20 protein-coding genes are annotated in these 23704 nt (G+C 73.9%); 10 read left to right on the top strand and 10 right to left on the bottom strand.

Going from position 1 to position 23704, the window contains the following annotated elements; translation table 11 throughout:
* The first annotated feature begins 277 nt into the window (after window positions 1-277).
* The gene (locus ACIBBD_RS32640; protein WP_399423177.1) at window positions 278-3583 is read left to right on the top strand and encodes a S8 family serine peptidase; all 3306 of its coding nucleotides are present in this window, start codon (window positions 278-280) and stop codon (window positions 3581-3583) included.
* A gap of 52 nt (window positions 3584-3635) precedes the next feature.
* On the opposite strand, the gene ACIBBD_RS32635 is transcribed toward ACIBBD_RS32640, so the two are convergent.
* Complete coding sequence (locus ACIBBD_RS32635) at window positions 3636-4352, bottom strand: hypothetical protein (RefSeq protein WP_399423176.1); 717 nt, start codon at window positions 4350-4352, stop codon at window positions 3636-3638.
* A gap of 226 nt (window positions 4353-4578) precedes the next feature.
* On the bottom strand, window positions 4579-5106 hold the full coding sequence (locus ACIBBD_RS32630; protein WP_399423262.1) for a sigma-70 family RNA polymerase sigma factor: 528 nt from the start codon (window positions 5104-5106) through the stop codon (window positions 4579-4581).
* 321 nt (window positions 5107-5427) lie between these two features.
* On the opposite strand from ACIBBD_RS32630, the gene ACIBBD_RS32625 reads away from it, so the two are divergent.
* Window positions 5428-6444 carry an aspartate-semialdehyde dehydrogenase gene (locus tag ACIBBD_RS32625; protein WP_399423175.1) on the top strand — a complete coding sequence of 339 codons (1017 nt, stop codon included), beginning with the start codon at window positions 5428-5430 and terminating at the stop codon, window positions 6442-6444.
* Here ACIBBD_RS32625 and ACIBBD_RS32620 read toward each other — a convergent pair.
* Both ACIBBD_RS32620 and pepN read right to left on the bottom strand, forming a co-directional pair.
* Window positions 6441-6947, bottom strand: coding sequence for a DUF1203 domain-containing protein (locus ACIBBD_RS32620; RefSeq protein WP_399423174.1), 507 nt, complete (start codon window positions 6945-6947; stop codon window positions 6441-6443). The two genes, ACIBBD_RS32625 and ACIBBD_RS32620, sit on opposite strands and share 4 nt — an antisense overlap.
* 135 nt (window positions 6948-7082) lie before the next feature.
* Complete coding sequence (pepN, locus tag ACIBBD_RS32615) at window positions 7083-9650, bottom strand: aminopeptidase N (RefSeq protein WP_399423173.1); 2568 nt, start codon at window positions 9648-9650, stop codon at window positions 7083-7085.
* Window positions 9651-9835: 185 nt separating this feature from the next.
* On the opposite strand from pepN, the gene ACIBBD_RS32610 reads away from it, so the two are divergent.
* A complete protein-coding gene (locus ACIBBD_RS32610) occupies window positions 9836-10318 on the top strand; it encodes a GNAT family N-acetyltransferase (RefSeq protein ID WP_399423172.1) in 483 nt (160 codons plus the stop codon).
* A gap of 98 nt (window positions 10319-10416) precedes the next feature.
* Here ACIBBD_RS32610 and ACIBBD_RS32605 read toward each other — a convergent pair whose 3' ends face one another.
* Window positions 10417-11361, bottom strand: a complete 945-nt coding sequence (locus ACIBBD_RS32605) for an EamA family transporter (protein WP_399423171.1) — start codon at window positions 11359-11361, stop codon at window positions 10417-10419.
* 118 nt (window positions 11362-11479) lie between these two features.
* Here ACIBBD_RS32605 and ACIBBD_RS32600 point away from each other — a divergent pair, with 118 nt between their 5' ends.
* Complete coding sequence (locus ACIBBD_RS32600) at window positions 11480-11983, top strand: MarR family winged helix-turn-helix transcriptional regulator (protein WP_399423170.1); 504 nt, start codon at window positions 11480-11482, stop codon at window positions 11981-11983.
* Between the two features lie 126 nt (window positions 11984-12109).
* Here ACIBBD_RS32600 and ACIBBD_RS32595 read toward each other — a convergent pair whose 3' ends face one another.
* From ACIBBD_RS32595 to ACIBBD_RS32580, 4 genes are all read right to left on the bottom strand, one after another.
* On the bottom strand, window positions 12110-13582 hold the full coding sequence (locus ACIBBD_RS32595; RefSeq protein ID WP_399423169.1) for an FAD-dependent monooxygenase: 1473 nt from the start codon (window positions 13580-13582) through the stop codon (window positions 12110-12112).
* Between the two features lie 339 nt (window positions 13583-13921).
* Window positions 13922-14203, bottom strand: a complete 282-nt coding sequence (locus ACIBBD_RS32590) for a hypothetical protein (protein WP_399423168.1) — start codon at window positions 14201-14203, stop codon at window positions 13922-13924.
* Between the two features lie 278 nt (window positions 14204-14481).
* The gene (gene malQ / locus ACIBBD_RS32585) at window positions 14482-16683 is read right to left on the bottom strand and encodes a 4-alpha-glucanotransferase (protein ID WP_399423167.1); all 2202 of its coding nucleotides are present in this window, start codon (window positions 16681-16683) and stop codon (window positions 14482-14484) included.
* Entirely contained in the window at window positions 16684-16896 is a 213-nt protein-coding gene (locus ACIBBD_RS32580) for a hypothetical protein (RefSeq protein WP_399423166.1), read from the bottom strand. It abuts the gene before it with no gap.
* 226 nt (window positions 16897-17122) lie between these two features.
* On the opposite strand from ACIBBD_RS32580, the gene ACIBBD_RS32575 reads away from it, so the two are divergent.
* The 5 genes from ACIBBD_RS32575 to ACIBBD_RS32555 are packed head-to-tail and all read left to right on the top strand — an operon-like array spanning window position 17123 to window position 21531.
* Window positions 17123-17719, top strand: coding sequence for an RNA polymerase sigma factor (locus tag ACIBBD_RS32575; protein WP_399423165.1), 597 nt, complete (start codon window positions 17123-17125; stop codon window positions 17717-17719).
* Window positions 17716-18807 (top strand): zf-HC2 domain-containing protein, encoded by a 1092-nt coding sequence (locus ACIBBD_RS32570; RefSeq protein WP_399423164.1) that lies wholly within the window; start codon window positions 17716-17718, stop codon window positions 18805-18807. The genes ACIBBD_RS32575 and ACIBBD_RS32570 overlap by 4 nt, the downstream gene beginning before the upstream one ends.
* A 26-nt stretch (window positions 18808-18833) precedes the next feature.
* Window positions 18834-19613 (top strand): ABC transporter ATP-binding protein, encoded by a 780-nt coding sequence (locus ACIBBD_RS32565; protein WP_399423163.1) that lies wholly within the window; start codon window positions 18834-18836, stop codon window positions 19611-19613.
* A 5-nt stretch (window positions 19614-19618) separates the two neighbouring features.
* Window positions 19619-20941 carry a hypothetical protein gene (locus tag ACIBBD_RS32560; RefSeq protein WP_399423162.1) on the top strand — a complete coding sequence of 441 codons (1323 nt, stop codon included), beginning with the start codon at window positions 19619-19621 and terminating at the stop codon, window positions 20939-20941.
* The gene (locus ACIBBD_RS32555) at window positions 20938-21531 is read left to right on the top strand and encodes a hypothetical protein (RefSeq protein ID WP_399423161.1); all 594 of its coding nucleotides are present in this window, start codon (window positions 20938-20940) and stop codon (window positions 21529-21531) included. Before ACIBBD_RS32560 ends, ACIBBD_RS32555 begins: the two co-directional genes overlap by 4 nt.
* Window positions 21532-21622: 91 nt before the next feature.
* On the opposite strand, the gene ACIBBD_RS32550 is transcribed toward ACIBBD_RS32555, so the two are convergent.
* On the bottom strand, window positions 21623-22159 hold the full coding sequence (locus tag ACIBBD_RS32550; protein WP_399423160.1) for an HNH endonuclease: 537 nt from the start codon (window positions 22157-22159) through the stop codon (window positions 21623-21625).
* A gap of 315 nt (window positions 22160-22474) precedes the next feature.
* On the opposite strand from ACIBBD_RS32550, the gene ACIBBD_RS32545 reads away from it, so the two are divergent.
* Window positions 22475-23578, top strand: a complete 1104-nt coding sequence (locus tag ACIBBD_RS32545) for a mechanosensitive ion channel family protein (RefSeq protein WP_399423159.1) — start codon at window positions 22475-22477, stop codon at window positions 23576-23578.
* Window positions 23579-23704 lie beyond the last annotated feature (126 nt).

Raw genomic sequence — 23704 nt, 5'->3', positions numbered from 1 at the left:
ACGCGCCGCCACCGGCCCCAGTGGTGGCCGGGGCTGGGCCGACGGTTGTTTGAGGGCTGTACGACCTCAACGGGCGACTTGCCCCGTTCGACCCCGATGCCCGCAAACGTCATCGCGGGTTTTCCCCATACATCCATATCGATTCGGTCAACTCTCCCCAAACATCGGTCCCTTAGGTAAAGCTGTGCGGTCGTCCGGGATCGCATTCCGGACGCTCGCGATCAGGCAGGAACGGCCCGGTCGCGTGACGCTCGTCCTTTACCAACAAGGGATGCCGATGACCCACACCCCCCAGCGCGAACCCGTATCGGGTGCAAGACGCGCGGCGCGCATAGCCGTGGCCGCGGGTCTGGTGGCCGCGCTGTCCGCGGCCGGGCCGATACCGATGGCCTTCTCCGCCGACCAGACCCCGGCCGCCGACCCCGGCGTGAAGTCCGCCGCCGACAAGCTCGGTTCCGACGACGCCGACCTCCTCGCCGAAGCCAAGGCCGCCGGCGACAAGAACGTCACGCTGATGGTCGCGACCGCCCCGGGCGGCACCGAGCAGGTCGCCGAGAAGCTGGACGCCGTCAAGGGCGGATCCGTGGGCCGCTCCTACGACAAGCTCGGCTACGTCCGCGCCACCGTCCCGACGGCCAAGGCCGACTCGGCCATCGCCGCGGCGGCGAAGCTGTCCTCCGTGCACGCGATCGACCTGCGCCAGGAGATCGTCCTCGACGACCCGACGCCGAGCGCGGACACCGCCAAGGGCGCCGGGGCCACCGCGACGGCTGCGACGTACCCGGCGCCGAACCGGAAGACGCCCGCCGAGAACCCGTACAACCCCTCCTTCGAGACGGGCGCCGTCGACTTCGTCGAGGACCACCCGAAGGCGGACGGCCGCGGCGTCACCATCGGCGTCATCGACTCGGGTGTGGACCTGGGCCACCCGGCGCTGCAGAAGACCACCACCGGCGAGCGCAAGATCGTCGACTGGGTGACGGCGACCGACCCGATCGTCGACGGCGACGGCACCTGGCGGCGGATGACCAATCCCGTCAGCGGACCGTCCTTCAGCTACGGCGGCGCGTCCTGGAAGGCGCCCGAGGGCAGCTACCAGGTCAACCTGTTCCGCGAGTCCGTCACCGCCGGCGGCGACGCCAAGGGCGACGCGAACCGCGACGGCGACACCACCGACGTCTGGGGCCTGCTGTACGACCCGGCCGCCGGCACCGTCCGCGTCGACCTGAACAACAACCTCGACTTCACCGACGACACGCCGATGAAGCCGTACAAGGACGGCTTCCAGATCGGCTACTTCGGCACCGACGACCCGGCCACCGACGTCGTCGAGCGCCAGCCGTTCGTCGTCGAGATCCGCAAGGACGTGCCGACCGACCCGTACGGCGGCGAGTGGGTCGGCAAGAAGGCCGACTTCGTCAACGTCGGCGTCATCGAGTCCGAGCACGGCACCCACGTCGCCGGCATCACCGCCGCCAACGGCCTGTTCGGCGGAAGGATGAACGGCGCGGCCCCCGGCGCGAAGGTCGTCTCCTCCCGCGCCTGCACCTGGACCGGCGGCTGCACCAACGTCGCGCTCACCGAGGGCATGATCGACCTCGTCGTCAACCGCGGCGTCGACATCGTCAACATGTCGATCGGCGGCCTGCCGGCGCTGAACGACGGCAACAACGCGCGCGCCGAGCTGTACACCCGCCTCATCGACACCTACGGCGTCCAGCTCGTCATCTCCGCGGGCAACGAGGGCCCCGGCGCCAACACCATCGGCGACCCCGGCCTGGCCGACAAGGTCATCTCGGTGGGTGCGGCCATCTCCAAGGAGACCTGGGCCGCCAACTACGGCTCGCAGGTGAAGAAGAAGTACGCGCTGCTGCCGTTCTCCTCGCGCGGTCCGCGTGAGGACGGCGGCTTCACGCCGACGCTCGTCGCCCCGGGTGCCGCGATCAACACCATCCAGACCTGGCTGCCGGGCGCCCCGGTCGCCGAGGCGGGCTACACCCTGCCGGCCGGCTACGCCATGCTCCAGGGCACCTCGATGGCCTCCCCGCAGGCCGCGGGCGCCTCGGCGCTGCTGCTGAGCGCCGCCCAGCAGGAGGGCATCGAGCTGACGCCCGCCACCCTGCGCACGGCGCTGACCTCGACCGCCGACCACATCAAGGGCCTGCAGGCCTACGAGGAGGGCGCGGGCGCCATCAACATCGTGGACGCCTGGGACGCCATCGAGGACGGCGCCACCGCCCACGACTACACGGTCAAGGCCCCGGTCGACACCGCGATCGACTTCGCGCTGAAGACGCCGGGCTTCGGCACCGGCATCTACGACCGTGAGGGCGGCCTCAAGGCCGGCCAGAAGAAGACGTACGAGGTCACCATCACCCGTACGTCCGGCGCCGACAAGGCGGTCCGCCACGAGCTGCACCTGGAGAACAACGCGGCCGGCACCTTCCGGATCCTCGGCTCGGACGAGGTGAAGCTGCCGCTGAACCAGCCGGTGACCGTCAAGGTCCAGGCCGCGCCGAAGTCCGCGGGCATCAAGAGCGCGATCCTCGAGGTCGACGACCCGAAGACCGAGGGCATCGACAAGCAGATCCTGAACACGGTGGTCGTCTCGACGCCGGTGGCGCACACCTTCTCCGCCTCGAACACCGTGCAGCGCAACAGCTCGCAGCACTACTTCCTGACCGTGCCCGAGGGCGCCACGTCCCTCGAGGTCGCGATGAGCGGCCTGAAGGACAAGAGCCAGACCCGGTTCATCTCGATCCACCCGTACGGTGTCGCCGTCGAGGACAGCGCCACCATCTACTGCTACAACAACTACCTCGACGGCAACGGCTGCGCGCCGGACGCCCGCTCCTACGCCGACCCGCAGCCCGGCGTCTGGGAGATCGAGGTCGAGTCGCGCCGTACCTCACCGCTGCTCGACAACCCGTACAAGCTGGACGTCACCGTGTACGGCGCGGCCTTCGACCCGCAGACCGTGACCGTGCCCGAGGCGAAGGTCGGCACCCCGGCCGCCGTCTCCTGGAAGGTGACGAACAACTTCGCCGCCGTCGACGGCACGCTCGCGGGCGGCCCGCTCGGCTCGTCCAAGGCGGCCCGACCGACGATCAAGGACCACGAGAACCGGACCACCACGGTCGAGGTCCCCGCGGGCGCCACGTCGCTGGACGTCTCCATCGGCGGCGTCTCGGACGCCTCCGCCGACCTGGACCTGACGGTCTACGACGCGGACGGCAACCAGGTCGCGCAGCAGGCCGACGGTGACTCGGAGGAGGCGGTCTCCATCCCGTCGCCCGCCGCCGGCACCTACACCATCGAGGTCGCGGGCTACTCCGTCCCGGCCGGTTCCACCGAGTACGACTACCTGGACGTGTTCTTCTCGTCCGCGCTCGGCACGGTCAGTGTCGACGAGTCCACGCCGGTGAAGCTGGCCACGGGCGCCTCGGCGTCGGTCTCCGCGACCGTCACCGCCCTGGCCCCCGCGCCGGAGGGCCGCGCCTTCTTCGGCCAGGTCCAGCTGGTCAACGCCCGCGGCACGGTCGCGGGCACCGGCAGCGTGGCCATCGAGAAGGTCACGCCGTAGCACCTCGTCGAGACCGGTGGGGCGGGCGTCCGTACGGGCGCCCGCCCCTCTCTCATTCGCAGGTGACGCCGTCCGTGCGGCCCGCCGCCCGGGCGATCGCCGACCGCTCGGCGGCGATGTCGGCCGCGCCGACGGCCCAGACGTCCGGTGACGCCGACCCCTGCGCCAGACCGACCAGGACGTGGTCGCCCTCGGCGAGGAGCGGGTCCATGTCCCGCTCCATCACGAAGTCGACCTCGGGCGCCGCCTGCTGCTCCGGCTTGTACGAGCGGGTGACGCGCAGGGTGACGCGCTCCTGGGTGCTGCCCGGCACCCGTTCGACGTCCGTCACCTCGCCCTCGACGACGAGCCGTGCCTCACAGGCCAGGTAGCCGGGATCACCGAGCGGGCTGTCGGCGGCCGCGCCCGACGCCGCCTCCTTCTCGTCGGCCGCGGCGCTGTCGTCGACGCTCCTGGACGCGCCGATGTCGGCCGCGCCCCGGCCCACCTGGACGACCAGCCAGCCGGCCCCGACGACCAGGGCACCGGCGGCGGCGGCGCCGACGGTGCGCAGGGCGAGGGGCAGCAGGCGGCGCCGGGGCGGGTGTACGGGGGCGGGCGGGGCGGGCCGGTGAACCGGCTGTTCGGCGGGCTCCGTGAGGGCGTCCGCGAGGACGCCCAGCTGCTCGCGCAGCAGCGCCACGTCGGCCGTCGCCGCGCGGTGGCCCGCCATGAAGACGGGGTCGGCGCGGGCCTCCTCGGACAGCGGGGCGTCCAGGATCACGGCCATCAGCGCGTCCGTGCCGCCGTGACTGGCGGGACCGTCGTGAGTGTCGTCTCGGTGACTGTCGTGGCCGCCGTGGCTGCCGTGGTTCGGGTGGCCTTCGTGGCTGCCATGGCGATCGTGGTTCGAGTGACCGTCTTGGCTGCCGTTGCCGGCGTGGCCGCCGCGACCGTTCCGGCCGTCGTAGCCGTCGCGGCCGTCGTGTGTCCCGTGTTCGTGTCCGGCGGTCACGTCACACCACCTCGTCCTCGTGCAGGCGGGCGCGCAGGGCCCGGACCGCCGTGTGCAGGCGGCTCTTGACCGTGCCCTCGGGGACGCCCAGCTCCTGGGCGATGGAGCGCACCGGCAGATCGGCGTAGAAGCGCAGGACGAGGACCTGCCGCTGGGCGTCGGGCAGGTCGTCCAGGCCCTGGGCGACGGCGAGGGAGAGCACGCTGGTGTCCTCGCCGGAGGAGTGCTCGTGCTGGCGCAGCGAGGCCAGCCGTTCGCCGAGGCGTTCCTGGCGCCGCTTGGCACGGTGCCAGTCCATGGCGAGGTTGGAGGCGACGACCGCCGCCCACGCCGAGACGTCCCGCGGCGCCTCGTCCCCCCTCGCCGCGCGTTCCAGCAGCCGCAGGCGGACCTGCTGTACCCCGTCCGGCAGGTCCGCCTGCGGCACCCCGCCCAGCGCGAGCACCGCCCGCACCCGGCGTTCCTGCGCCGCGTCCAGAGGATCACCGTGTGCGTCCCCCTGGGCGCGGCGGGCCGTCCTTCTGCGCAGCACGGACACCCCTCCCCTCCCGCGTTTCCCCTATGACGCCGGGGTGCGCGGAAACGTTCGGCGGAACCGCCGGGAATCGCGCAGAGGCGTACGTCACACCGGCGCGCCGGGCAGCACAGCTTGCGGCACGGGACGCCCGCCGGGCGAATTCCTCCAGCTCAGCAGGGGTGCGGACCGGAGTTCCGCAACCGTCGATCGCGACGTGGCGTCCCACACCTCGGGCATGGCGCCCAAAGAATTGGACAGGCTGCCAGGGGTCGGCCGCATGATGGAAAGGCCTCGGCCAGGCAATACGCACGTAACGAGACAGAGGGAGTCGCCGTGAGGGTCGGAATCGTCGGAGCCACCGGTCAGGTCGGCACGGTCATGCGCAGGATCCTCAAGGAGCGGAACTTCCCGGTCACCGAGCTGCGCCTGTTCGCCTCGGCCCGTTCCGCGGGGACCGTCCTGGACGGCGTGACGGTGGAGGACGCGGCGACCGCCGACTACACCGGCCTGGACATCGTGCTGTTCTCCGCGGGCGGCGCGACCTCGAAGGCGCTGGCCGAGAAGGTCGCCTCGCAGGGCGCGGTCGTGATCGACAATTCCTCCGCCTGGCGCAGGGACCCGGAGGTGCCGCTGGTCGTCTCCGAGGTGAACCCGCACGCGATCGCGGACCGCCCCAAGGACATCATCGCCAACCCGAACTGCACGACGATGGCCGCGATGCCGGTGCTGAAGCCGCTGCACGCGGAGGCGGGCCTGGAGGCCCTCGTCGTCGCCACCTACCAGGCGGTGTCCGGCTCGGGCCTCGCGGGCGTCGCGGAGCTGCACGGCCAGGCGCAGAAGGTGATCGCCGACGCCGACCGGCTCACCCACGACGGCGAGGCCGTCGACTACCCGGAGCCGCAGGTCTACCAGCGGCCCATCGCCTTCAACGTCGTACCGCTCGCGGGCTCGATCGTCGACGACGGCCTGAACGAGACGGACGAGGAGCAGAAGCTCCGCAACGAGTCCCGCAAGATCCTCGAGATCCCCGGGCTGAAGGTCTCCGGCACCTGCGTGCGCGTCCCGGTCTTCTCCGGCCACTCCCTCCAGGTCAACGCCCGCTTCGCGCGCCCGATCAGCGCCGAGCGCGCGACGGAGCTGCTCGCGGACGCCGAGGGTGTCGTCCTCACCGACATCCCGACCCCGCTCCAGGCGGCCGGCAAGGACCCGTCGTACGTGGGCCGCATCCGCCAGGACGAGACCGTGGAGAACGGCCTCGCCCTGTTCATCTCCAACGACAACCTCCGCAAGGGCGCGGCCCTGAACGCGGTGCAGATCGCGGAGCTGGTGGCGGCCGAGCTGAAGGGCTAGCCCTTCCTGACCTCGTAGAGGAAGCAGCCGTACTCGACGGCCCGGACGTGGACGAGCGCCACGGCCGGGTCGTCGAACGCTTCCCGGAAGGCGGCCGTGAGGCCCTCGCGCTCGTCCGAGGGGTCCTCGACGAGGCGGCCGCCCAGGATGCGGCCCTCGGCGCAGTAGCGGCGGACCATGCGGTGGGCGTTGGTGAAGGGCGGGCCGTCGCCGGCCGGGCCCGGGCAGGGCTCGGCGTGGACGAAGACGGGGCCCTGTTCGTCGTAGGCGCCGGGGTCGGCGCCCGTCTCGGCCGCCCAGCGGCGCAGGGGGGCGTAGGAGACCAGCGTGATCCGCTCTCCCGGCTCGCTGTGGCGCAGGCAGCAGCGCAGGGGGTTGCCGCCCTCGTCGTCGGTGAGCGGGGTCGGGGCACGGCCGGCGTCGTCCGTGGCGCGCAGTTCCTCCAGGACCTCCGGGCCGATGGGCCGTGCGGTGTACGTCCTGTCGGTGATCGTGGTGGTCATGCGTCCCAGGTTCGCGCGCGCCGCTCCCGCTCACCGGCGGGATCCGGACGTCGTACCCGGTGCGCCGGGCTCGGGTGAACGCCGGGGGCGCCCGGTGCCGTGGCACCGGGCGCCCCCTCCTGGCGTACGGGCGGTCTACCGCGCGTCGGCCGCCTGGGCCTTCAGCGCGCGCTCCACGCCCGCGCGGGACTCGGAGACGAGGCGGCGCAGGGCCGCGCTCGGCTCGGCGGAGGTCAGCCAGGCGTCGGTCTTGCGCAGGGTCTCCTCGGAGACCTGGACCGCCGGGTAGAGGCCGACCGCGATCTGCTGGGCGATCTCGTGCGAGCGGGAGTCCCAGATGTCCTTCACGACGTCGAAGTACTTGTCCGTGTACGGCGCGAGCAGCTCACGCTGGTCGGTCTGGACGAAGCCGCTGATCACGGCCTCCTGGACGGCGTTGGGCAGCTTGTCGGACTCGACGACCTGCGCCCAGGCCTCCGCCTTGGCCTCCGGCGTCGGGCGGGCGGCGCGGGCGGTCGCCGCGTGGCGCTCACCGGCGGCCGTCTTGTCGCGCTCGTACTCGCCGCTGATGTCCGTCTCGTCGAACCGGCCGACGGCCGCGAGCCGCTGCACGAACGCCCAGCGCAGCTCGGTGTCGACGGCGAGGCCCTCGACCGTCTGCGAGCCGTCCAGCAGCGCCTCCAGCAGGTCCAGCTGCTCCGGCGTACGGGCGGTGGCCGCGAAGGCGCGCGCCCACGCCAGCTGGTGGTCGCTGCCCGCCGCGGCGGACCGCAGGTGGGCCAGGGTGGCGTCGGTCCAGCGGGTCAGCAGGGCCTCGCGGGCGGTCGGGTCGGCGTACAGGTCGATGGCGAGCTTGACCTGCCGGTGCAGCGACTGGACCACACCGATGTCCGACTCCTTGCCGATGCCGGACAGCACCAGGGAGAGGTAGTCGCGGGTGGGCAGTTCGGCGTCGCGGGTCATGTCCCAGGCCGAGGCCCAGCACAGGGCGCGCGGCAGGGACGCCTCGAAGTCGCCGAGGTGCTCGGTGACGAAGGCGAGGGACTGCTCGTCGAGGCGGACCTTCGCGTACGACAGGTCGTCGTCGTTGAGCAGCACGACGTCCGGCCGGCGCTTGCCGACCAGCTGCGGTACGGCGGTCAGCTCGCCGTCGACGTCGAGCTCGACGCGCTCGTCGCGCACCAGCTTGCCGCTCGCCTCGTCGAGGCCGTAGAAGCCGACGGCGATGCGGTGCGGGCGCAGGGTCGGCTCGCCCTTGGCGCCGGCGGGCAGGGCGGGGGCCTCCTGGCGGATGGCGAAGGAGGTGATGACGCCGTCGGCGTCCGTCTCGATCTGCGGGCGGAGGATGTTGATCCCGGCCGTCTCCAGCCAGGCCTTCGACCAGGCCTTGAGGTCGCGGCCGGAGGTCTCCTCCAGGGCGCCGAGGAGGTCGGAGAGGCGGGTGTTGCCGAACGCGTGGCGCTTGAAGTAGGCCTGCACGCCCGTGAAGAACTCGTCCATGCCGACGTAGGCGACGAGCTGCTTCAGGACGCTGGCGCCCTTGGCGTAGGTGATGCCGTCGAAGTTGACCAGGACGTCGTCCAGGTCGCGGATCTCGGCCATGATCGGGTGGGTGGAGGGGAGCTGGTCCTGCCGGTAGGCCCACGTCTTCATGGAGTTGGCGAAGGTGGTCCAGGAGTGCGGCCAGCGGCTGTCGGGGGCGTAGGCCTGGCAGGCGATGGAGGTGTACGTGGCGAACGACTCGTTCAGCCACAGGTCGTTCCACCACTCCATGGTGACCAGGTCGCCGAACCACATGTGGGCCAGCTCGTGCAGGATGGTCTCCGCGCGCAGCTCGTACGCGGCGTCGGTCACCTTGGACCGGAAGACGTACTGGTCGCGGATGGTGACGGCGCCCGCGTTCTCCATCGCGCCCGCGTTGAACTCCGGCACGAACAACTGGTCGTACTTCTTGAAGGGGTACTGGTAGTCGAACTTCTCCTGGAACCAGTCGAAGCCCTGCCGGGTGACCTCGAAGATCGCGTCCGAGTCGAGGAACTCGGCGAGCGAGGGCCGGCAGTAGATACCGAGGGGCACCGACTGCCCGTCCTTCTCGTACACGCTGTGCACCGAGTGGTACGGGCCGACGATGAGCGCGGTGATGTACGTCGAGATCCGGGGCGTCGGCTCGAAGACCCAGACGTCGTCCTGGGGCTCGGGCGTCGGGGAGTTGGAGATGACGGTCCAGCCGCTCGGCGCCTTCACCGTGAACTGGAAGGTGGCCTTGAGGTCGGGCTGCTCGAAGGAGGCGAAGACGCGACGGGCGTCCGGCACCTCGAACTGGGTGTACAGGTAGGCCTGTTCGTCGACCGGGTCGACGAACCGGTGCAGACCCTCACCGGTGTTGGTGTAGGCGCAGTCGGCGACGACCCGCAGGATGTTGCGGCCCTCGAGCAGGCCGGGCAGGGCGATCCGCGAGTCCGCGAAGACCTCGGCGGGATCCAGGGCGTCGCCGTTGAGCGTCACCTCGTGGACGGTCGGCGCCACCAGGTCGATGAAGGACTGCGCGCCTCCCTCGGCGACGTCGAAACGCACTGTGGTCGCGGACCGGTAGGTGCCGCCCTCCTGCGCGCCGGAGAGGTCGAGATCGATCTCGTACGAGTCAACGGTGAGCAGCTTCGCCCGCTGCTGCGCCTCTTCGCGAGTCAGGTTTGTGCCAGGCACGCGGTCATCTCCTCGTGATGTGTCGGTTGCGTCATCCTTCCACGCGACCACGGCCTTGGGCGACGACCGGGCCCCGGAGGCGACGCCCGCCTGTCGTCCACCGCGCACCGGCGCGGACGCCGCCGGCGGGCGGGCAGGTGAGGGCGGCGGGCGCGCTCCTTTGGCCGCGTCCCTATGCTGGCGGCATGACACGGCTGGAAAGGCTGCGGGCCGACCACGCGGAAGCCCTGCTCGCGTTCGAGCGGGAGAACCGCGTCTACTTCGCACGGTCCATCCCCGATCGCGGAGACGCCTACTTCGCCGAGTTCCCCTCCCGGCACCGGGCCCTCCTCGCGGAACAGGAGGCCGGCGTCTGTCACTTCCACGTGGTTCTCGACCAGGACGGCCAACTGGCCGGCCGCGTCAATCTCATCGACGTCACGGACGGCTCCGCCGAGTTGGGCTACCGGATCGGCGAGCGCTGGGCGGGCCGGGGCGTCGCCACGGCCGCCGTCGGGGACGTCTGCCGCCTCGCCGCCGACCAGTACGGCCTCTGCGCGCTCACCGCCGTCACCACCCTCGACAACCTCGCCTCCCGGACCGTGCTGGCCCGCAACGGCTTCACCACCGTGGCGGAGGTCGACATCGCCGGCCGCCCCGGCGTGCGGCTGCTGCGCCGGCTTCCCTAGGCCCGACTCGGCGGCCACCTCCCGCAGCGCCGCCAGGACGCGTCCACCGCCGGGGCCTCCTCCGCGGGGCGCCTCTCGGGCGGTGGGCGGGTTCCGCTCTACCGTCGCAGCGCCGGACCCGTCAGGTCCATCGAGTCCTCTCGGGCATTCCTCTCGGAGGAAGTGAGAGGTCGGGCGGTCGGCGCCGGTGTCGTGCGCGGGCCGAGCTGGCCCGCCACCGTGGCGCCGAACGCCAGCGCCATGCCCGCCAGCTGGACCGCCGTCAGCGCCTGCCCGAGCGCGGCCCAGCCGACGACCGCGGCGGTCAGCGGGGAGAGCGGGCCGAGGAAGGTGACCTGGGTGGCGGTGAGCCGGCCGATGCCGCGGAACCAGAGCCAGTACGCCACCGCCGTGTTCGCGAGGACCAGGTAGAGGTAGCCGCCGACGGCACGGGCGTCCAGGGCGGGCGGTGCGCCCTCGACGAGGAGGGCGACGGGGGCGATGAGCAGGCCGCCGACGGTGAGCTGCCAGGCGGCGAGCGCCAGGGGGCCCACGCCGTCGGGACGGCCCCACTTCTTGGTCAGGACGGTGCCGGCCGACATGGAGGCCGTGGAGGCGAGTGCCGCCAGCACGCCGAGCGCGTCCAGCGCCCCGGCCGCCTTCAGGACGACCAGGCTGACGCCGGACGCGGCCACGATGCCGGTGAGCAGGGTGCGGGCGGTGGGCCGCTGTCCGAGCAGCAGGGCCGACAGACCGACGACGAAGAGCGGGCCGACCGAGCCGACGACCGCCGCCAGACCGCCGGGCAGCCGGTAGGCGGAGAGGAAGAGCAGCGGCAGGAACGCGCCGATGTTGAGGGCGCCGAGCACCGCCGCCTTGCCCCACCAGATGCCGCGCGGCAGCACCCGGGCGATCGCGAGCAGCAGCAGACCGGCGGGCAGGGCGCGGGTCAGCGCGGTGAAGAGGGGACGGTCGGCCGGGAGGAACTCGGTGGTGACGGCGTAGGTGGTGCCCCAGGAGACGGGGGCGAGGGCGGTGATCAGGACGGTCGCGGGCCGTTGCATGGCCGGCACCCTTCTCCGAGGCGAGACAAATAACTTGGCTGCAAGTAGCTTAATGCTAAGCAACTTGCCGTCAAGCCACTTTCTTGCGGGTGACCGTGAGCGCGGCGATACTCCCCGCATGAGTGCACAGCGCAGGGATCCGGTCGACGCGATCATCGAGCAGTGGGCGGTCGAGCGGCCCGACCTCGACACCACCGCCATGGAGGTCTTCGGCCGGATCAACCGCCTCTCCCGCGCCATCGGCGACCGGATGGAGCAGGCCTACGCGGCCCTCGGGATCTCGCGCGGCGAGTTCGACGTCCTCGCCACGCTGCGCCGCTCCGGCGCGCCGTACGCCCTCTCGCCCCGCCAGTTGTCGGCGACGCTCATGCTCACCACCGGCGGCATGACGGGGCGCCTCGACAAGCTGGAACGGGCCGGACTGCTGCGCCGCTCCCCCGACCCGCACGACCGCCGGGGCCTGCAGGTGACGCTCACCGAGCAGGGGCTGGCCCTGGTCGAGGAGGCGGTCGGCGCGGGCCTCGCCGTCCAGACGCAGGCGTTGTCCGCCGCGCTGGACGCCGAACAGGCCGGCCACCTGGCCGGCCTGTTGCGGGAGTTGCTGCTCGCGACGGAGCGGTAGCTGAGGAGCGGGAGCGGGGCAGAGGTGGCGAAGGAGCGGTGGCGGGGGCAGCGGCAGTGGCGCGGAGACAGCGACGAGAAGAGGGCGGCGCCCAGGTGGCGGCCCTCTCGGAGGGGCCGCGCCGGCTCAGCCGACGTGCGTGGCGAGGGCGCCCTCGATCGCGGCCGGATCGGCGGTGTCGGCCGCCCAGGCCACGTACCCGTCGGGGCGCACCAGCAGCGCCGTACGCCGGTCGTCCGCCCAGTGCTCCACGGCGAGCCGCTCCTTGCGGGCGCCGCTCCGCTCGTCGTACGCGTCCGGCGGGGTGACCAGGACGAAGCGGCCGCCGCGCAGGGCCTCGTACAGGCGGCGGTCGCCGGCGAGGGAGACGTCGTCGGCGCGGCGGCCGGTCAGGCGATGGGCGCCACGGGGGGCCGGATAGCGGTAGCCGATGCCGGTGACCTGACCGAGGGCCCGGCGGCGGGCGGGGCCCACGAAGTTCAGGAAGGACGCGCCCACGGCGCGCACCGCGCGCATCCAGGGGCTCTTGGCCATCGCCATGCGCACGATGCCGCCGCTGCTGCGCAGCACCGTCCGGCCGACGGGGTGGCGTTCGGCGTGGTAGGTGTCGAGGAGGGCGTCCCCCGCGTGGCCGTGGATCACCTGGGCGAGCTTCCAGCTCAGGTTGGCCGCGTCCTGCAGCCCGGTGTTCATGCCCTGACCGCCGGCCGGGGTGTGCACGTGTGCGGCGTCGCCCGCGATGAAGACCCGGCCGACGCGGTAGGCGGGTGCCTGGCGCTCGTCGCTGTGGAAGCGGGACAGCCAGCGGGCGTCGTGCATCCCGAAGTCACGGCCGAGGGCGAGACGGGTGATCTCCGCGACCTCCTCGATGTCGAGCGGCTCGTCCTCGGGCACGTCACGGCTCCGGTCCCAGCCGATCACCCGGTGGTAGCCGTCGCCGAAGGGGGCGAGGAAGGCGAAGGCGTCACCGACGGCGTCGACGGTGAGCAGTGTCTCGGGCTCCTCGGCGAGACGGACGTCCGCGAGGACCACGGAACGAATGGCCGACCGGCCGGGAAAGGGCAGGCCGACGGCGTTCCGCACGGCGCTGCGCATCCCGTCGGCGCCGACGACGTAGGCGGCGCGCAGCGTCTCGGTGGCGCCGGCGGCCGTGCGGGTCTCGACGGTCACGCCGTCCGCGTCCTGGGCGAGGCCGGTCACCTCGGTCTCGTGGCGGAACAGCGCCCCGGCCTCGACCGCACGCCGCTCCAGGGCCTTCTCGACCTCGTACTGCGGGATCACGAGGACGTGGGGGTAGCGGGAGGGGAGCGTGTCGAGCTCGAGGGTGAGCCGCTCGTAGAGGCGGAGGCGGTCGAGGGGACGGCCGACGGCCTCCAGCTCGTCGGCGAGGCCCCGCGCGTCCAGCTGTTCGAGGGTGCGGGCGTGCAGGACGAAGGCGCGGGAGAGGTTGCTGATCCTGTGGGGCCGCTTCTCGAGGACGGTGACGGGGACGCCGGCCGTCGCGAGGTCACCCGCGAGCAGGAGACCGGTGGGCCCGGAACCCACGACGACGACCGAGTGGGGGTGGGGGGTGCTCACGTCGTGCGAGGTGCCGTTCATGGGGGCCTCCTGGTGCCAACGCCGACGAGTCAACCATGACGGTGACCCGCACCCGCACCGACCGGTTTCGGACGGCCGTTGACGTCCCCTTCCTACCGTCGCGCGTTCCCTAGCGGCACGCTTCCCCTTGCGGCACGCGTTCCCCGCGTCCCGCACGCGAGCGGCGCGCGCAGGCGTCGCCCACGCCAGCGTCACGCACTCAGGCGTCGCGCACGAAAGCGCCGCTCCCCTCGTCGGACCGCGGAAGCGCGGACGACGACGGGGGCGGCGCCCTCGGCGGTGCGTGCGGCGGGCCCGGTGCGGGCCCGGCGGGGGGGAGGGAGCGCCGGAGCGCCCCGGTCAGGCCTCGGCCTTCGCCCCGCCCTTGACGGTGATGTTGGAGCTGGTGGGGTCCTGCCGGTCCTTGGACCTGTCGAGCACCCACACCAGGGCGGCGATGCCCACGAACAGCACGATCGGGGCCACCACGAAGAGGCCCAGCGTCTCGATGACGCTCAGGCCCGGGCCGGGGTCGTCGCCGTCGTCGCGGGTCAGCGCGAGCGCGGGGGACGACATGAGCAGCATCATCAGCGTCGTACCGGCGGCCAGGGCGCCGGCGCGCAGGGCGTTCTTCTTGTCCACGGTGCCCAAGTTAGCGAACGGCGGGCGGGGACGCGCGGCCGGGGTGCCGTATGGACGGCCGACGCCGCGGCCGGCGGGGCCGCGGGCTGCCCGTCCCGGACCCCGGCCGCCCTCCGACGACCCGGCCGACCACCCCGGACCCACCGCCGACCGTCCCGGACCCCGGCCACCGTCCGCCCCTCCGGCCCCTGACCGGCCACCCCCTGGGCCCTGACCGGCCGCCCCCCCCGAACCCCCGACTCGCCGCGCACTCACCCGTACGGACCTCGTCGGCGAACTCACCCGGACGGGCCGTCGGCACCGGCCCCGTCCCCCGTCGCCCGGGAGGCGGCGGGCGGATCGGTGTCCCGCAGGACGTTGATCAGCGCGTGGAGCCTCGGTGACGCCACCAGCTCCTCCAGTGTCACCGGGCGCCCCTCCGCGTCCGCGATCGGCAGTCGCCAGTTCGGGTACTGGTCCCAGGTGCCGGGGAGGTTCTGGGGGCGGCGGTCGCCGACGCCGTCCGGGAGCCAGACGCCGATCATCCGGGCGGGGGTGCGCAGCAGGAAGCGGTGGACGGCCTGGACCTCGGCCTCCTCGGCGGACGGGCCGCCGCCCCCGCCGGTGCCCCGCAGGAGTCCCAGCCGGGCGAGCAGGTCGAGCCACTCCCCCGTGTCGGCGGCGTTCTCCGCGCGCTCCTCCTCCAGGGGCCGGGTCAGCAGACCCAGCCGGTCGCGGAGTTCGACGTGGTCGCCGGTGAGGCGGGCGGCGGTGGACGGCAGGTCGTGGGTGGTGGCGGTGGCGAGACAGTCGGCACGCCAGCGGTCGGGGGGCAGGGGGCGGCCGTCGCCCTCCCAGTCCCGCTCGAACCACAGCACGGACGTGCCGAGCACCCCGCGGTCACGCAGGGCCTCCCGTACGCCCGGCTCGACGGTGCCGAGGTCCTCGCCGATCACCACCGCGCCCGCCCGGGACGCCTCCAGCACCAGGACGGCGAGCATGGCCTCGGCGTCGTAGCGGACGTAGGTGCCCTCGGTGGGCGGCTCGCCCTGGGGGACCCACCACAGGCGGAACAGGCCCATGACGTGGTCGATGCGCAGGGCGCCGGCGTAACGGAACAGCGCCCTCAGCAGCCGGCGGAACGGCGCGTAGCCCGACTCGGCGAGCCGGTCCGGGCGCCACGGCGGCAGGCCCCAGTCCTGGCCGCGCGCGTTGAAGGCGTCCGGCGGCGCGCCGACCGACATGCCGGCGGCGAGATACTCCTGCTGGGCCCAGGCGTCGGCGCCGACGGGGTGCACGCCGACAGCGAGGTCGTGCACGATCCCGACCGGCATGCCCGCCTCGCGCGCGGCGCGCTGGGCGGCGGTGAGCTGGGCGTCCGTGAGCCAGGCGAGACGCGACCAGAAGTCGACCCGGTCCATCAGCTCACCGCGGGCCCGCACGGTGTCCGCGGACCGGGGGTCCCGCAGCCCCTCCGGCCACCGGTGCCAGTCGGAGCCGTGCACCTCGGCCAGCGCGCACCACGTGGCGTGGTCCTCCAGCGCCCGGCCCTCCTCGGCGAGGAAGTCGCGGTAGGCGGCGTGGCGGCCGGGTCCGAGCGGCACACCGGCGACCCGTTCCAGGGCCTCCCGCTTCAGCTCCCAGACCGCGTCCCGGTCGATCAACGCCCCCTTGTCGAGCACGGTCTCCCGCAGCCGGCCCGCCCGCTCCCGCAGCGTCCGCACCAGCTCCGGGTCGGCGACGTGGGCGAACTCGGGGACGTCCTCCACCCGCAGATGCACCGGATCGGGGAAACGGCGTGAGGAGGGCCGGTACGGGGAGGGGTCGGTCGGCGCCCCCGGCACGGCCGCGTGCAGCGGGTTGACCTGCACGAACCCGGCCCCCAGCGCCCGCCCGGCCCAGCCGGCCAGCTCGGCGAGGTCACCGAGGTCCCCCATGCCCCAGGACCGTTCGGACAGCAGGGAGTAGAGCTGGACGAGGAGTCCGTACATGCGTCCCGCGGGCGTGGGCAGGCGGGGCGGGGCCACGATCAGGTGGGCGCGGGCGGTGCGCCCGTCGGGCGCGGTGGCGGTCACCCGGTGCACGCCCGGCGGCAGTCCCTCGACGGACGCGTGGGTCTCGCCCTGCTCGGTCTCGACCAGCAGCCGGGTGCCGGGCGGGAGCGCGGCGAACGCGGCCGGCACGGCACCACCACCGCCATCGCCGCTGCCACCGTCGCCTTCACCGCCACCGCGGCTGTCGCTGTCGTTGCCGGTCCAGGACACGACGGTCGGTGGCAGCAGCCGTTCGTCCAGCTCCCGTTCCCGGGCGGCGAGCGCGGCGCGGACGGCTCGCGGGCCGCTCGCGTCGACGCCCAGGGCGGCCAGGGCGCGGATGACGGCGGTGGCCGAGGTGGTGACCGTACGGCCCGGGGACGGGCTGTAGGAGGAGGCGACGCCGTGCAGGGCGGCGAGACGGGTCAGCTCCTCGTCGGGGGGTGTGGCCGGCCGGGGTGCGGTCATCTAGGGCCTCGTGACGTCGGAATCCGCGGCGGCGAGCGGCGGCTCGCTGGTGAGGGGCTCGGCGTCGGGCAGCGGCGGCTCGCTGGTCAGCGGGGCCTCGGCGCAGGTTCCCTCCGCGCTGAACACGCAAAAGTGGGTCTCTTCGAGGACGGCGGTCAGCTCCGCCGGGCGTTTGGAGTGGACCGGCAGCAAGGAGTGGGTCGATGCGGCCATGGCGGCCTCCTTGTCGGGTACGGCGTCTGACGGGTCAACCGCAGCCCTACCCAGCGGGCGCGCGCGCAGACGTCGGGGAGGGGACAACGCGCATCTCGTCACATTCCTCACCCGGACATTCTTTACAGAACCCCGCGATCCAGACATGTCGGCCGACATCGGGGCGCGACCGTGAACCGTCGGCGACGGGCCGACCGACAGAGAGGGTGTGAAACTGTTCCGCCCCATGAGGGGCCAGGGGGAGAGCGACACCGACGCGGCGCTGCTGCGGGCCGTCGCGGGCGGGGACGCGGCCGCGCTGGCCGCGCTGTACGACCGGCACGCCGGCTGGCTGCACGCGCGGCTGACCCGGCGCTGTGCCGACGCCGAGGTGGTGCGCGAGGTCGTGCAGGACACCTTCGTGACCGTGTGGCGGTCGGCGGCCGGACACGGCGGCGGGGAGGCCGGCGGCTGGCTGTGGACGATCGCCGCCCGGCGTCTGGTCGACGCCCGGCGGGCCCAGGAGCGGGCCACCCGGATCGAGACGGCACCGATGGACACGGCCCGTGTGGAGCGGGCGCCCGCGGGTGCCCTGCCGTCCGCCGAGGAACGGGTGCTGGCCGGTCTGGAGTTCGGCGACGTCGGCACCGCCCTCGAGCGGATCTCCCCCGAGCTGCGGGAGGTGCTGCGCGCGACCGTCGTCGACGGGCTCACCACCCGGGAGACGGCGCGGCTGCTCGGCATACCCGAGGGCACGGTCAAGACCCGCGCGATGCGCGCCCGCGCCGAACTGCGCGCGGCCCTGGCCCAGATGAGCCCGACCCCGGCGGGAGGCCCGGCATGACCACGACCCCCTGGCACGCGTCCGACGACATGGTCGCCCGTTACGCCGACCGCTCCCTCCCGGAGGCGGACGCCTGGTCCCTGGACAAGCACCTGGAGCACTGCGCCGGCTGCGCCTCCCGCGTCTCCCGCGCGGTACGGGAAGGACCGGCGGGGGCGGTGCTGCGGGACGTACGGGAGGCGGTGCTGGAGGCGACGCTGCGGGACGTACGCGAGGCGACGCTGCGGGAGTCAGACCTGCGGGAGTCAGACCTGCGGGAGGCAGTGCTGCGGGAGGCAGTGCTGCGGGAGTCGGCACCGGCGGCCGCCGCCCCGCTGCCGTCCCCCGTCCCCTCTTCTCCACGGCCCTCGCCGGCCCCCTCCCCCACTCCCTCCCCGCGACCCTCGCCCACCCCCTCCACGTCCCCGTCCCCTTCCCTCTCCCCGTCTCCGCGCGCCCGGCTCTGGTCCTCGCGTGTCTCGGTCCCGCTCGCGCGGGTCCGGTGGGCCGCCGGGCCCGCCGTGCGCGGGACGTGGCCGGTGGCCGTGCTGCTCGTCGCCCTCGGGGCGGTCGGGCTCGCGTACGGGGCCGGTGTCGAGGCGGCCCGCCCGCTGCTGCTGGCCGTCGCACCGGTCGTCCCCGTCCTCGGGGTCGCCCTGTCCTACGGGCCGCACGCCGACCCGCTGCACGAGATCACGGCCGCCACCCCGTCCGGCGGACTGCGGCTGCTGCTGACCCGGACGGCCGCCGTGCTGGCGGTCAGCCTGCCGCTGCTCACCCTCGCCGCCCTGCTGCTGCCCGCCTCGGGTGCGCCGGGCGCGGCCGCCTGGCTGCTGCCGGGGCTCGCGCTGACGCTCGCGTCCCTGGCCCTGGCCGGGTACGTCGGCTGCCGTGCCGCCACCTCGGTGACCGGCGCGGGCTGGCTGGTCGCGGTCCTCGCCCCGGCGCTGACCTCATCCGCCGACGCCCCGCTCACCCGGCTGACCGACCAGCTGTCCACCTGCCTCGACGGCCCGCTCGCCCAGGGCGCGTGGGCGGGCGCGGCCGCGCTGTGCGCCGCGGCGCTGGCCGTCCGCCGCTCCGCCTACGACCGCCCGGTCCGACGGTGACCCCCTCCCCGGAACACGGAGACCCCTTGAGCACGATACGAGTGACCGGCCTGCGCGTCCGGCACCGCAAGACCGTCGCCCTCGACGCGGTCGACCTCGACCTCGGCCCGGGCGTGCACGGCCTGCTCGGCCCGAACGGCGCCGGCAAGACCTCCCTGATCCGCGTCCTGGCCACCGTCGCCCGGCCGGACGCCGGGCGGGTGGAGCTCCTCGGCGAGGACGTGGGCGAGCCCCGGCGGCGCGGCCCGGTCCGCCGCCGGCTCGGCTACCTGCCCCAGGAGTTCGGCCACTACCCGGGGTTCACGGTCCGCGAGTTCGTCGCGTACGTGGCCTGGCTGAAGGAGCTGCCCGCCGCCGGCACCCCGGCCGCCGTGGAACGGGCCGTCGCCCGGGTCGGCCTCGGCGACCGCATCGACGCGAAGGTGAGGACGCTGTCCGGCGGCATGGTCCGCCGCGTCGGCATCGCCCAGGCCATCGTCAACGAGCCCGACGTCCTGCTCCTCGACGAGCCGACCGCGGGCCTGGACCCCGAGCAGCGCGTCGAGTTCCGCGCGCTGCTGCGCGAGCTGGGCGCCTCCGCGACGGTCGTCGTCTCGACGCACCTGGTGGAGGACGTGACCGCCGCCTGCACCGAGGTCACCCTCCTCGACGCGGGCCGGGTCGCGTACCGCGGCACCCCGGCCTCGCTGACGGCGCTGGGCGAGGACACCGCGGACGGCGTGGGGGACAACCCGATCGAACGCGGCTACACGGCGGCCCTGCGCGCCCACCGGGCCGCCCGCACGCCCCTGGGGTCGGCGCGGTGACCCTCATGACGGAACGCACGCGGACGCGGCGCCCCCCGGCCCACCCGCTGCGCCCCGAGACGACCCGCGGTTTCGCCCCCTGGGCCGGAGCCGCCGCCTTCCTCGTGCCGGCCGTGCTGCTGGCCGCCGAGGCGGAACGCTGGCAGGGCGGCTGGGCCGAGACCCGCACCCAACTGCACGGCGTGCTGCTGGTCATCGTGCCGCTGGCGGCGGCCGCGGGCTGCTGGCAGGGCGGGCGGGAGCGGCGACGGGGCACGGAGGAGCTGTGGGAGACGGCCGTGCGCGGGCCGCTGGCGCGGTTCCTGGCGGCGGCGTTGCCGCTCGCGTCGTGGATGGCGGCCGGGTATCTGCTCGCCGCGGTCGGCGCGCTGCTCGCGACCTGGCCGTACGCCCGCGGCGACCGGCCCTGCCCGGACCTGCTGGCGACGGACGCGGTGGTGGTCGCGGCCGCCGCGGTCGCGGGTCACGTCGTGGGGCGGCTGGTGACCTGGCGGGCGGCGGCCCCGCTCCTGGCGCTGGGCGGGTATGTCGTCCTGGGCCTGTCGGGCCGGGCGGACGTCGGCCCCGGCCGCTACCTCAGCCCGGTGCTCCCGGTCGGGGAGAGCCTGCTCCCGGTGGCGTGGCAGCCGGCGGCGATGGCCGTGTGGACGGCGGGGCTGACGGCGGCCGCGGTGCTGGCGTACGCGGCCCGCCGCCGGTACACGGCCCTGCTGCCACTGGCGGCGGCGACGGCGGCCGGGGCACTGCTGGTGCAGACCGGGGACGGGCTGTGGCACACCGACCCGGACCGGACCCGGCAGGTGTGCGACACCTCCGTCAGCCCGCAGGTCTGTGTGAACGCCCGCTACGGCGAGCTGTTGCCGCAGGTCACCGAGGCCCTGTCGGGGGTCACCGGCCGGCTGGAGGGCGTACGCAACCTGCCGGTCCGGTTCGAGGACCGGCCGGGCGCTCCCGGGCCCGACGAGGCGGAGCTGCCGATGCTGACACCGATCGGCTGGTCGGTGGTGCGGGGGCGGCTGACCGATCCGGAGCAGTACGCGTGGGAGGCGGTGATGGCGTTGCTGGGCCGGGGGGACTGCGACAGGCTGGACGCGCGCGTGAGGCGGGCGGACGACGCCGTGGAGAACCTCCTCGCGCCGAGCCCCGCGCAGCGGGTCTTCGACGAGATCGCCGCCGAGGGCGACGCGGCCGAGCGGGCCGAGCTCCAGGACCGGCGGGCGGCCCGCGCCCGGCTGGCGGCGATGGACGCGGACGAGCGCCGGGCCTGGCTGTCGGCGTACTTCGCGACGGTGGGCGACTGCGACCCGAGCGGGGTGCCGGCCCTGTGACCGGTGTCCGTCTCTACGTCCGCTCCCGCGTCCTCCCGCGCACCCTCGCCGGACTCGCCGGGACCGCCGGACTCGTCCTGTGGGCGGCGTCCGGGCCGGCCCCCGGCGGGGGGATGCCGGTCCTGGCGCTGGCCCCGCTGCTGGCGGCCGCGCTGATCGGCACGAGCCTGTACGCGGCCTGCGACGAGCTGGACCGTACGGCGGTACGCCCCTGGTGGCCGCGCCGGCTGGTGCACCTGCTCGGTCTGACCGCCCCGATGGCCGTGCTGCTGCCGCTCGCGGTGCTCGGCGGCGACGGGCTCGCCGCCGATCCCTGGGGCATGGTCCGCAACCTGCTCGGCTGCACCGGCCTCACGGCGGCCGCGGCCGTCCTGCTGGGCGCCCGGCTGAGCTGGTTGCCGGCCTGCGGTTACGTCTGGTCGGTGTACCTGGCGTCGGAGGGGGTGCACGGCCACGCGGTCACCGTGTGGGCGTGGCCGACGCAGCCGGGGCACACACCGGCCGCGTGGCTGACGGCCGCGGCGGCCTGCGCGGCGGGCACCGCCCTGTACGCGGCCCGGGGGGCCCGTCCGGAGGGACCGCGCACCTGAGCGCATGGCCGCAGATCGGGCCCCGCCCGCCCCGAAGGGCCCCGTGGCCGGGCCGTCCGTCGGGCCACGGGGCGTGCGAGAGCCCGGGTCGTCAGGCGGAGATGCCGTCGATCCGGGCCAGGGCGTCGTCCGCGCCGAACGGCTGCAGGTACGGCAGCCAGCGCGGGTCCCGATGGCCGGTGCCGATGATGCGCCAGGCCAGACCGGTGGGCGGGGCGGGTTTGTGGCGCAGCCGCCAGCCGAGCTCGACCAGGTGCCGGTCGGCCTTGACGTGGTTGCAGCGGCGGCAGGACGCCACCACGTTGTCCCAGACGTGCTTGCCCCCGCGGCTGCGCGGGATGACGTGGTCGACGCTGGTTGCGACGCCACCGCAGTACATGCACCGGCCCCCGTCACGGGCGAAGAGCGCGCGACGGGTGAGAGGAACGGGCCCCCGATAGGGGACCCGGACGAATCGCTTGAGCCGGACCACGCTGGGTGCGGGGACAGTGACGGTCGCGCTGTGCAGGAAGGCGCCGGATTCCTCGAGGGAGACTGCCTTGTTCTCCAGGACGAGGACGAGCGCGCGGCGGAGCGGTACGACGCCGAGTGGCTCGTACGACGCGTTCAGGACCAGGACATGCGGCACGGATGCCTCCTCGGGCGTCGGCGGCGCGTGGCTCGCGCCGGGACGATCTGTGGTCAGTCTCCCCTCTCGCCTGGTGGACGCGCCACCATGTCCCGGTAACGGGCTGGGAGTGTTTTCGACCACAGGAAAAAGCATCCCCCGGCCGACAACCTGTTCAAGCGCGGGTGAGTACGGTCTCTCCTTCTCGTATCCCGCCGAAGCACACACGATGCCCCGTTAGTGTGGTTCTCCTGCCCGTCCGGTGACCTTTTCGTGACCTTGAACACCTTGACCGCCGCACCGGACGGAGCAGTGCCGCACGTGGAGGTACCTGCCGTGTCCTTGCCCGCCGTCCTACTGGCCGCCGGTTCGTCGCCGTCGCCGACCCCCTCGGAGTCGCCGACGGTGACGGTCCCGACGCTCCAGGACGCCCAGGAGAGCGCGACGAACGCCGCCAGCTGGGTCGAGCAGAACTGGTCGACCTGGCTCGCGATCGGTCTGCGGGTCCTGCTGATCCTGGTGATCGCCGGAATCCTGAGAGTGGTGGTGCGGCGGGCGATCACCAAGCTCATCGACCGCATGAACCGCACGGTGCAGGCGGTGGACGGCACGGCCCTGGGTGGTCTGCTGGTCAACGCCGAGCGCCGCCGCCAGCGCTCGCAGGCGATCGGCTCGGTGCTGCGGTCGGTGGCGAGCTTCCTCATCCTCGGCACGGCCGGGCTGATGGTGCTGGGCACGTTCGAGATCAACTTGGCCCCGCTGCTGGCGTCCGCCGGTGTCGCGGGCGTGGCGATCGGTTTCGGCGCCCGCAACCTGGTCACGGACTTCCTCTCCGGTGTGTTCATGATCCTCGAGGACCAGTACGGCGTCGGCGACCAGATCGACGCGGGCGTCGCCACCGGCGAGGTCATCGAGGTCGGACTGCGCGTGACCAAGCTGCGCGGCGACAACGGCGAGATCTGGTACGTCCGCAACGGCGAGGTCAAGCGGATCGGCAACCTCTCCCAGGGCTGGGCGACGGCCGGCGTCGACGTCACCGTGAAGGCGAGCGAGGACCTGGACAGGGTCAAGGCCACCCTCGACGAGGTCGCCGACAAGATGGGCAAGGAGGAGCCCTGGAACGAGCTCCTGTGGAGCCCGATCGAGGTGCTCGGCCTGGACAGCGTGCTGCTGGACTCGATGGTCGTCCGGGTCTCCGCGAAGACGATGCCCGGCAAGGCCCTGGCGGTCGAGCGCGAGCTGCGCTGGCGCATCAAGCGCGCCTTCGACGCCGCCGACATCCGCATCGTCGGCGGCGCGACCGCTCCCGCGGAGGAGACCCCGGACGCGGACCCGACGGCCGCCGTGGCGCCCCCGTCGGTGTACTCGAACTCGGCGTCCCCGCAGGCCCAGGCGGCTACGCCGATCACTCCGGCGGGACCGGCGGCACCGATGAAGTAGCGGTGGGGGGGGGGGGGGGGGGGGGGGGGGGGGGGGGGGGGGGGGCCGCGGGCCGGCGGGGGGGGCGGGGGCCGGGGCGCCCCCCCCCGGGGGCGGCGCGCCCGCCCCGGCGCCGCGGGGGGGCCG

It is taken from the genome of Streptomyces sp. NPDC051315, assembly GCF_044455165.1.
Lineage (GTDB): Bacteria > Actinomycetota > Actinomycetes > Streptomycetales > Streptomycetaceae > Streptomyces.
This window is presented reverse-complemented; position numbering and strand designations above follow the sequence as displayed.

Bases quoted from the DNA above. Each gene is read 5' to 3' on its own strand.
- ACIBBD_RS32610 (WP_399423172.1), top strand. From the start codon at position 9,836: ATGACACGGCTGGAAAGGCTGCGGGCCGACCACGCGGAAGCCCTGCTC.
- ACIBBD_RS32595 (WP_399423169.1), bottom strand. From the start codon at position 13,582: ATGAACGGCACCTCGCACGACGTGAGCACCCCCCACCCCCACTCGGTC.
- malQ (WP_399423167.1), bottom strand. From the start codon at position 16,683: ATGACCGCACCCCGGCCGGCCACACCCCCCGACGAGGAGCTGACCCGT.
- ACIBBD_RS32575 (WP_399423165.1), top strand. From the start codon at position 17,123: ATGAGGGGCCAGGGGGAGAGCGACACCGACGCGGCGCTGCTGCGGGCC.
- ACIBBD_RS32600 (WP_399423170.1), top strand. From the start codon at position 11,480: ATGAGTGCACAGCGCAGGGATCCGGTCGACGCGATCATCGAGCAGTGG.
- ACIBBD_RS32640 (WP_399423177.1), top strand. From the start codon at position 278: ATGACCCACACCCCCCAGCGCGAACCCGTATCGGGTGCAAGACGCGCG.
- ACIBBD_RS32635 (WP_399423176.1), bottom strand. From the start codon at position 4,352: ATGGCCGTGATCCTGGACGCCCCGCTGTCCGAGGAGGCCCGCGCCGAC.
- ACIBBD_RS32605 (WP_399423171.1), bottom strand. From the start codon at position 11,361: ATGCAACGGCCCGCGACCGTCCTGATCACCGCCCTCGCCCCCGTCTCC.
- ACIBBD_RS32570 (WP_399423164.1), top strand. From the start codon at position 17,716: ATGACCACGACCCCCTGGCACGCGTCCGACGACATGGTCGCCCGTTAC.
- ACIBBD_RS32620 (WP_399423174.1), bottom strand. From the start codon at position 6,947: ATGACCACCACGATCACCGACAGGACGTACACCGCACGGCCCATCGGC.
- ACIBBD_RS32560 (WP_399423162.1), top strand. From the start codon at position 19,619: ATGACGGAACGCACGCGGACGCGGCGCCCCCCGGCCCACCCGCTGCGC.
- ACIBBD_RS32580 (WP_399423166.1), bottom strand. From the start codon at position 16,896: ATGGCCGCATCGACCCACTCCTTGCTGCCGGTCCACTCCAAACGCCCG.